The following is a 6,815-nucleotide window of genomic DNA, read 5'->3' as shown; positions in this document are numbered from 1 at the left end:
CGGTTTCGGTGACGGTCTGTGTTTCGGTGACCGTGGTGCCGGCGCCGGGAACAGTCCGAGTGATCGTGGTGCGCGGCGGCGTGACTCGCTGGGTACGAACTGTCGTATCCCCTTGCCGCACTTCGGTTGTGGTGACAGTCCGACCTGGCTGCGTACTTGTCACCGTCGCGGTGGTCACCGACACGGTCGGCCCCTCGATCGCTCGCTGCGCCTTGCCAGTGCCAAATAGAACGGCGACGCCGGCGATGAGCGCGATAAAGAAGGCACCCGCTACGGCGGCGATGATAATCGCCCAGCGTCGGCGATTGGCGCGCTCGTAATCGACTGGTTCGACGGTGGTGTGCGCGGGCAATTGGGTTGAGACAACGGCTGCGCCCGACGCGATCGAGTACAACGGCTGGCTCGCGATCTGCACGGGCCGCTGCATCGCGTATTCGAATGCGGGCGCCACTCCCGGCAGCGCGGCTCCGGGACCAGTGAAGATAACCGAAGTGAGAGTGTCAGCGCCGGGGAGCGAGGAGACGGCGTCGGCGACCGTGTTGGCGCCGGCCGGGTCGATGACCGCCGATGGCTGGGCCGTGTCGTGTTGGGCGTCGAAGTCCGATTGCGCGGTGATGGCCCCGGTCGCGGTGTCTACCGTGACGATCGAAAGCCCAGGCGCCGGCGCGCTGTTCTCGTCGAGGTTGACGATGGCGACCGTACCGGGACGTTGCGATTCGGCGATGGCTACCTGCGCGAGAGCGGGCGCGACGTCGGTGACAGTAACCAGCTCGTACCAGGCCGGACGACCCGGGGTGAGGACGAAGCGCTGCGCGAGTGTCTCCATCAAATGCGGATCGGCGCAGGCCAGGCCGATCGAATCCACCTCGTACGGGACCGACTCGACCAGGTCGTTGATCGCGGCTTCCACGGTCGACGGCGACTCGACATCGAGTTCGACCAAGTTGCTGGCGAGCAGCGCGCCTTCTGCGTCGTGCACAACAGAAGCGATCTGTCGATCGACTACTGCGATACCTAGCACGTGGCCCATGCCCACCTCCGACTGTCCACGTTATCAAGTGCCGTACGCACGGCTTTCGGGTGCGCTGCCACCCGCAGACGGCCAACGATTCGCCCGAATGAGTATTTCGGGCGGCGTCGCGAGCTCGTTACAGCGCGCCTATCGGATCGCGGAATCCCATACCGCGCATCACGGTAGTGACATGGGCGTCAAACAATGTTGCGGTATCGGCGACCAGGGGACTCAGGCTGCCGAACACTTCACCCGAAACGAAACCCAGAATCGATGCCCAGGCGTTGAGCACAATGCCGGTGACAGCAGTCTCCGGTATCGATTCACCGGCGAGATACGTCAGTAGGGGACCCGCGCTAAGCGGCGGGACGTCGGTGGCATCGGGGTCGGCGTCCCCCGCCCGCACCGCGGTGAGATAGGCCGAACTGACTATCAGCAGGATGCGACGACCGACTGTCTCGGTAGCTTTCGGGTCCATCGAGTAGCCGGGTATGGGGGTTCCGGCTATAAGGGTGAACGCGGCGGGTTGCTCCAACGCCCACCGTCGTACGGCGTGGCATAACGCTCGCAACTGCTCGGTGGGGTCCGTCCCGGATGCGATGGCGTCTTGCAGTGCGTCGGCCTGCGCGTCATAGGCATCCACACAGAGCGCGGTAATCAGATCGGCCTGACCATCGAAATAGTGAAATAGGGCGCCGGGTGAGATCTTCATGTCCCGCGCTATTCCTCGCAGGGAGATACCACCAGCTCCCTTGGTTGCTAGCTGCTTCCAGGCGTGCGCTTTGATCTCGGCAATCGTGTCGGCTCGGCGCTCATCGCGCCTACTCGGACCTTGTTCATCGACCGTCATCGGTTACCGCCCCCTCCTCAAAGTGGCTGCTTAACCCTACCTGCTCGTGAAATGCCGCGGCTGAGTCACGACGTGGGCGCGCCAACGTGGCGGAGCTCATAGTTCCTGCCTCTATCACCCCATTTTGAACAGTGTTCTAATTATGAACAGCGATCAATTTTGACTCCGATACCGAGGGCCCGCGATGTATGACCGGTCCCGAGTACCCAGGTCAGATGAGTTCGCACCGCAAATCAATCTCAGGAGGACTCAGTCATGTCGGATCGTGAAATTTCAGTGGACACTTCAGGCAAGGCGGCTGGCGCCATCACAATCGACCAGCTATCTCAGCTGGACTATGCGGAGCTGGACGCGCTATTCCGCAGGTCCTCTGCCCCGGCCTCGCTCGCCGCGCTGGGCAACGACGCCGGCGGCCGGGCACTCGCCGTTCGCGGCGCGGATCACGGTCGGATCGCACGCGCGATTCGTGCGGTAGAAGGGAGCAGATTGTTTCCCTGGGTAGGAAAAACGCTTACCTGGGAGCCCGACGGCAAAACCGGCAGCGGAACGAATCGCGTCCAATTCGGACGTCAGTGGTTTCCATACAATCTTCGCTTCGGCCAATCAATCATCGATCAACGCGCCAGCATCGTTTTCGACTATGACCATCCCGGCAATAACGCACTGGGCCGCAAGCTATACAACGAACTGCGCGAAGTCTCACCAGGACTGTTCCTTGGCCCGGTGACCTGGCGGAAGCGCGACGGTAGTCGTCGGCAGCTCATGTGGTTCGCGGTCAAAGCGCCTGACGATTCAGAATGAAGATCGCGGGAACTGCCTGACGCGACTGGCGGGCGGATGTCGCTATCCGCGCCGCTTGCCGCTTCGGGGTTGCCACACCACCAACGCATTGGTTCGCGGTACGGGGACCAGATCGCCGCGGGGTCGGCTGCGGGCGGCGTCGAGTGCATCGGCCAGCTCGGCAACCTGAATACGCAGCCGCTCGACCTCGTGGCTCAAATCGATGATGCGTTTAATCCCCGCCAGGTTGACGCCTTCATCTTGGGAGAGGCGCTGGATCTCGCGGAGAAGTTCCACGTCACGCGAGGAGTATCGGCGGCCACCGCCGCTCGTACGCTGCGGAGTGACCAGCCCCAGCCGGTCATAGGTCCGCAGCGTCTGAGCGTGCATGCCCGCGAGCTCGGCGGCCACCGAGATCAGAAAGGTGGCCGCCTCGTGGGACTGCGAATCCATTTCTCACGCACCCCATCCCGCTCGTGGATCAAAGCCCGAAGCCTTTTCGGCTTCGGCGTATTTCTTCATTACTTCGACTGCTTCGTCGTCGAGTTTAGGCGGTACGGCCACCTTCACGGTGACCAATAGATCGCCCGCCCCGCCAGACCGCTTCGGCACGCCCCGACCACGCACCCGCAAGGTGCGTCCGTCGGAGGTATTCGCCGGGATCTTCACTCCGACGGTGCCGTCGAGTGTCGGAACGGAAATCGTCGCACCCAACACCATCTCGGAAATCGTCAGCGGCAGTTGAACTTTCAGGTCATTGCCGGTGCGTGTGAAGATCTTGTCCGGTCGCACGTGGACCACGACGTACAGGTCACCCGACGGTGCCCCGCGCATACCCGCCTCGCCTTGACCGGCCAGGCGGATGCGCTGACCGTCCTCGACGCCGGCTGGCACGCGCACGTTGATGGTGCGAGTGCGGACCAATACACCGCTGCCGGCGCAGTCGTCACACGGATCGTCGATCCGTGATCCGGTGCCCTGGCAGTCCTGGCATGGCTCACTGAACCCGAAGGCGCCCTGGTTGCGACTGACGAATCCGGACCCGTTACAGGTGGGGCACACCCGCGGACTGGTTCCCGGCTTCGCGCCGCTGCCATGACATTTCGTACACGGCGACGGACTGGTCAGTGCGAGGCTGACCGTGGTGCCCAACGCGGCATCGCGGAACGAGAGAGTGGTTTCACTCTCCAGGTCGTTGCCGCGACGCGGCCTGCTCGACGCCGTCGACGTTCGCGTACCGCGCCCGCCCCCACCGCCGAAGAGGTCACCGAATAGGTCACCGAGACCACCCGAATCGCCCGCTCCGGCGTTGCCGAAAAGGTCGCCGATATTGAAGTCGCCACCGGTGGTGGTGTACGTGCCCCCACCACCGCCGAAACCGCTACCTCCGCGGAATCGGCCACCGGCGAATGCCGCGCGTGTCTCGTCATACTCTTTGCGTTTGTCCGGATCGGACAGCACGCTGTGCGCTTCGGAGACGCGCTTGAAGCGATCCTCGGCCGCGGCATCATTCGGATTGGCATCGGGGTGCAATTCGCGGGCCAGTTTGCGATAGGCCTTGCGAATCTCATCGGACGAAGCGTCAGAAGCGACGCCGAGGTCCTTGTAGAAGTCTTTCTCCAGCCATTCACGCTGTGGTGCCATCAGACGTCACCTCCTCACTTTCTTGTTGTCACATACTCGTAGTTGATCAATCACCTTGCCCGGCACCGGTTTCCGGAGCGGGATCGGTAACAGTGACCATCGCGGTGCGAATCACCTTGTCGCCCAACCGGTATCCGTTGCGGTACACCGCACCGATCACCGGGTTGGCGCCGTCGCCGTCGTGCTGCACTGCCTCGTGCAGATCGGCGTCGAACGGCTCGCCAGGCGCTCCGAAGGACGAAAGCCCTTGTCCGGTAAGCGTTTGCTCGAGTTTGTCGGCGACTCCTCGCAGTGGAGATCCCTCTTCAAGGTCACCGTGGGCGCGAGCCCGATCGAGGTCATCGAGAACCGGGAGAAGCTTCTCCAACAAGACCTGCTTGCCGAATGCCGCCGCACTTTCTTTTTCCTTCGCCGCGCGGCGTCGGAAATTGGTGAAGTCCGCCTGCAGACGCTGCAGATCCGCGGTCAACTCGACGACCGGGTCAGCTTGGTCCTCGGGAGCGGGCCCCGCCGCCGATGGGTCACCATCGGCGGCCAGGGCCTCGGCCAGTGGATCAGCCGGCACACTGACAGCCTCGTCAGATGTCGTCGGATCTACCGACTCGGTTGGCTCGTTCGCTGCGCTCCCGGTACCGGAGGTCACTTGTTGTCCCCGGGCTCGTCGACAACCTCGGCGTCGACGACGTCGTCGGCACCATCGGCTCCGGCATCCCCGGCGGCTCCGCCATCAGCACTGGCCTCAGCCTGGCTGGCGGCGTAGATCTCCTGGCCAAGCGCCTGCGACTCGGTCGACAGCTTCTCGATAGCAGTCTTGATGGCCGCGGTGTCGGTGCCCTTCAGCGCCTCTTTCGCATCGGCGACAGCACTTTCGACCTTGCCCTTGACCTCAGCCGAGACCTTGTCCTCGTTCTCTGACAGGAACTTCTCGGTTTGGTGCACCAGCGACTCGGCCTGGTTGCGAGTCTCGGCCTCTTCGCGACGCGTGCGGTCTTCCTCGGCGTGCGCTTCGGCGTCCTTGATCATCCGGTCGATCTCGTCCTTGCTCAGACCCGAGCCGTCCTGGATGCGGATGCTGTTCTCTTTGCCGGTGCCCTTGTCCTTCGCGGTGACGTGCACGATGCCGTTGGCGTCGATGTCGAAGGTCACCTCGATTTGCGGAACACCTTGCGGCGCAGGCGCGATGCCACCGAGTTCGAAGGAGCCGAGCAGCTTGTTATGCGACGCGATCTCACGCTCACCCTGGAACACCTGGATCTGCACGGACGGCTGGTTGTCGTCGGCGGTGGTGTAGGTTTCCGACCGCTTGGTCGGAATGGTGGTGTTGCGCTCGATCAGCTTGTGCATCACGCCGCCCTTGGTCTCGATGCCCAGGGACAGCGGGGTGACGTCGAGCAGGAGCACGTCCTTGACCTCGCCGCGCAGCACGCCGGCCTGAAGTGCGGCACCGACGGCCACGACCTCGTCCGGGTTGACGCCCTTGTTGGGCTCCTGGCCACCGGTCAGTTCCTTCACCAATTCGGTGACGGCCGGCATACGGGTGGAGCCACCGACGAGTACGACGTGGTCGATGTCGCCGACCGCGATACCGGCATCCTTGATGACAGCCTGGAACGGTGCGCGAGTGCGCTCGAGAAGATCAGAGGTGATCTTCTGGAATTCGCTGCGCGAGAGCTGCTCGTCGAGGAACAGCGGGTTCTTGTCGGCGTCGACGGTAATGTAGGGCAGGTTGATCGACGTCGACTGCGACGCCGACAGTTCGATCTTGGCCTTCTCGGCCGCTTCACGCAGACGCTGCATGGCCATCTTGTCCTTGGTCAGGTCAATGCCGTTCTGCGCCTTGAACTTATCGGCCAGCCAGTCGACGACGCGCTGGTCCCAGTCATCGCCACCGAGCTCGTTGTCACCGGAGGTGGCACGAACTTCGACGACACCGTCGCCGATTTCCAGCAGCGAGACGTCGAAGGTACCGCCACCGAGGTCGAAGACCAGGATGGTCTGTTCCTTCTCACCCTTGTCCAGGCCGTAGGCCAGGGCAGCGGCAGTCGGCTCGTTGACGATGCGCAGGACGTTGAGGCCGGCAATCTGGCCGGCTTCCTTGGTGGCCTGGCGCTGGGAGTCGTTGAAGTAAGCGGGCACGGTGATGACCGCGTCGCTGACGTCCTCGCCCAGGTAGGACTCGGCGTCGCGCTTCAGCTTCATCAGCGTGCGGGCGCTAATCTCCTGCGGGGTGTACTTCTTGTCGTCGATCTCGACGGTCCAGTCGCCTTCGCCCATGTGGCGCTTGACGGAACGGATTGTGCGGTCGACGTTGGTAACCGCCTGGTTCTTGGCGGGCTGTCCGACGAGGACTTCGCCGTTACGAGCGAAGGCGACGACGGACGGAGTGGTGCGGGAGCCTTCGGCGTTCGCGATGACGGTGGGCTCGCCACCTTCGAGAACGGAGACCACCGAGTTGGTGGTGCCGAGGTCGATTCCGACAGCACGTGACATGTGTTTCCTCCTTGTTGTGGCCGGCCGGCGAGCGGCGGC

7 protein-coding genes are annotated in these 6,815 nt (G+C 63.5%); 1 reads left to right on the top strand and 6 read right to left on the bottom strand.

Annotated elements, in window-relative coordinates:
* On the bottom strand, positions 1–1,030 hold a 1,030-nt coding region (locus tag GOEFS_RS11410), incomplete at its 3' end, for a hypothetical protein (RefSeq protein ID WP_007318062.1).
* A gap of 118 nt (positions 1,031–1,148) precedes the next feature.
* Positions 1,149–1,862: a TetR/AcrR family transcriptional regulator gene (locus GOEFS_RS11405; RefSeq protein WP_007318061.1), complete on the bottom strand. Its 714-nt coding sequence runs from the start codon at positions 1,860–1,862 to the stop codon at positions 1,149–1,151.
* 255 nt (positions 1,863–2,117) lie between these two features.
* Here GOEFS_RS11405 and GOEFS_RS11400 point away from each other — a divergent pair, with 255 nt between their 5' ends.
* The gene (locus GOEFS_RS11400; RefSeq protein ID WP_007318060.1) at positions 2,118–2,663 is read left to right on the top strand and encodes a hypothetical protein; all 546 of its coding nucleotides are present in this window, start codon (positions 2,118–2,120) and stop codon (positions 2,661–2,663) included.
* A 42-nt stretch (positions 2,664–2,705) separates the two neighbouring features.
* Here the strand turns inward: GOEFS_RS11400 and GOEFS_RS11395 are convergent, their stop codons facing one another.
* Genes GOEFS_RS11395 through dnaK form a run of 4 tightly spaced genes read right to left on the bottom strand, consistent with a single transcriptional unit; the run spans position 2,706 to position 6,776 of the window.
* Positions 2,706–3,095 (bottom strand): heat shock protein transcriptional repressor HspR, encoded by a 390-nt coding sequence (locus tag GOEFS_RS11395; RefSeq protein WP_007318059.1) that lies wholly within the window; start codon positions 3,093–3,095, stop codon positions 2,706–2,708.
* Between the two features lie 3 nt (positions 3,096–3,098).
* Positions 3,099–4,286 carry a molecular chaperone DnaJ gene (dnaJ, locus tag GOEFS_RS11390; protein ID WP_007318058.1) on the bottom strand — a complete coding sequence of 396 codons (1,188 nt, stop codon included), beginning with the start codon at positions 4,284–4,286 and terminating at the stop codon, positions 3,099–3,101.
* A 46-nt stretch (positions 4,287–4,332) separates the two neighbouring features.
* A complete protein-coding gene (gene grpE / locus GOEFS_RS11385; RefSeq protein ID WP_007318057.1) occupies positions 4,333–4,929 on the bottom strand; it encodes a nucleotide exchange factor GrpE in 597 nt (198 codons plus the stop codon).
* Positions 4,926–6,776, bottom strand: a complete 1,851-nt coding sequence (dnaK, locus tag GOEFS_RS11380; RefSeq protein WP_007318056.1) for a molecular chaperone DnaK — start codon at positions 6,774–6,776, stop codon at positions 4,926–4,928. Before dnaK ends, grpE begins: the two co-directional genes overlap by 4 nt.
* Between the last annotated feature and the right edge of the window lie 39 nt (positions 6,777–6,815).

It is taken from the genome of Gordonia effusa NBRC 100432 (assembly GCF_000241305.1).
Taxonomy (GTDB): Bacteria; Actinomycetota; Actinomycetes; order Mycobacteriales; family Mycobacteriaceae; genus Gordonia; species Gordonia effusa.
The sequence above is the reverse complement of the archived record's forward strand: the minus strand, read 5'-3'. Positions and strand labels throughout refer to the sequence as shown.

Bases quoted from the DNA above. Each gene is read 5' to 3' on its own strand.
- dnaK (WP_007318056.1), bottom strand. From the start codon at position 6,776: ATGTCACGTGCTGTCGGAATCGACCTCGGCACCACCAACTCGGTGGTC.
- GOEFS_RS11400 (WP_007318060.1), top strand. From the start codon at position 2,118: ATGTCGGATCGTGAAATTTCAGTGGACACTTCAGGCAAGGCGGCTGGC.
- GOEFS_RS11405 (WP_007318061.1), bottom strand. From the start codon at position 1,862: ATGACGGTCGATGAACAAGGTCCGAGTAGGCGCGATGAGCGCCGAGCC.
- dnaJ (WP_007318058.1), bottom strand. From the start codon at position 4,286: ATGGCACCACAGCGTGAATGGCTGGAGAAAGACTTCTACAAGGACCTC.
- GOEFS_RS11395 (WP_007318059.1), bottom strand. From the start codon at position 3,095: ATGGATTCGCAGTCCCACGAGGCGGCCACCTTTCTGATCTCGGTGGCC.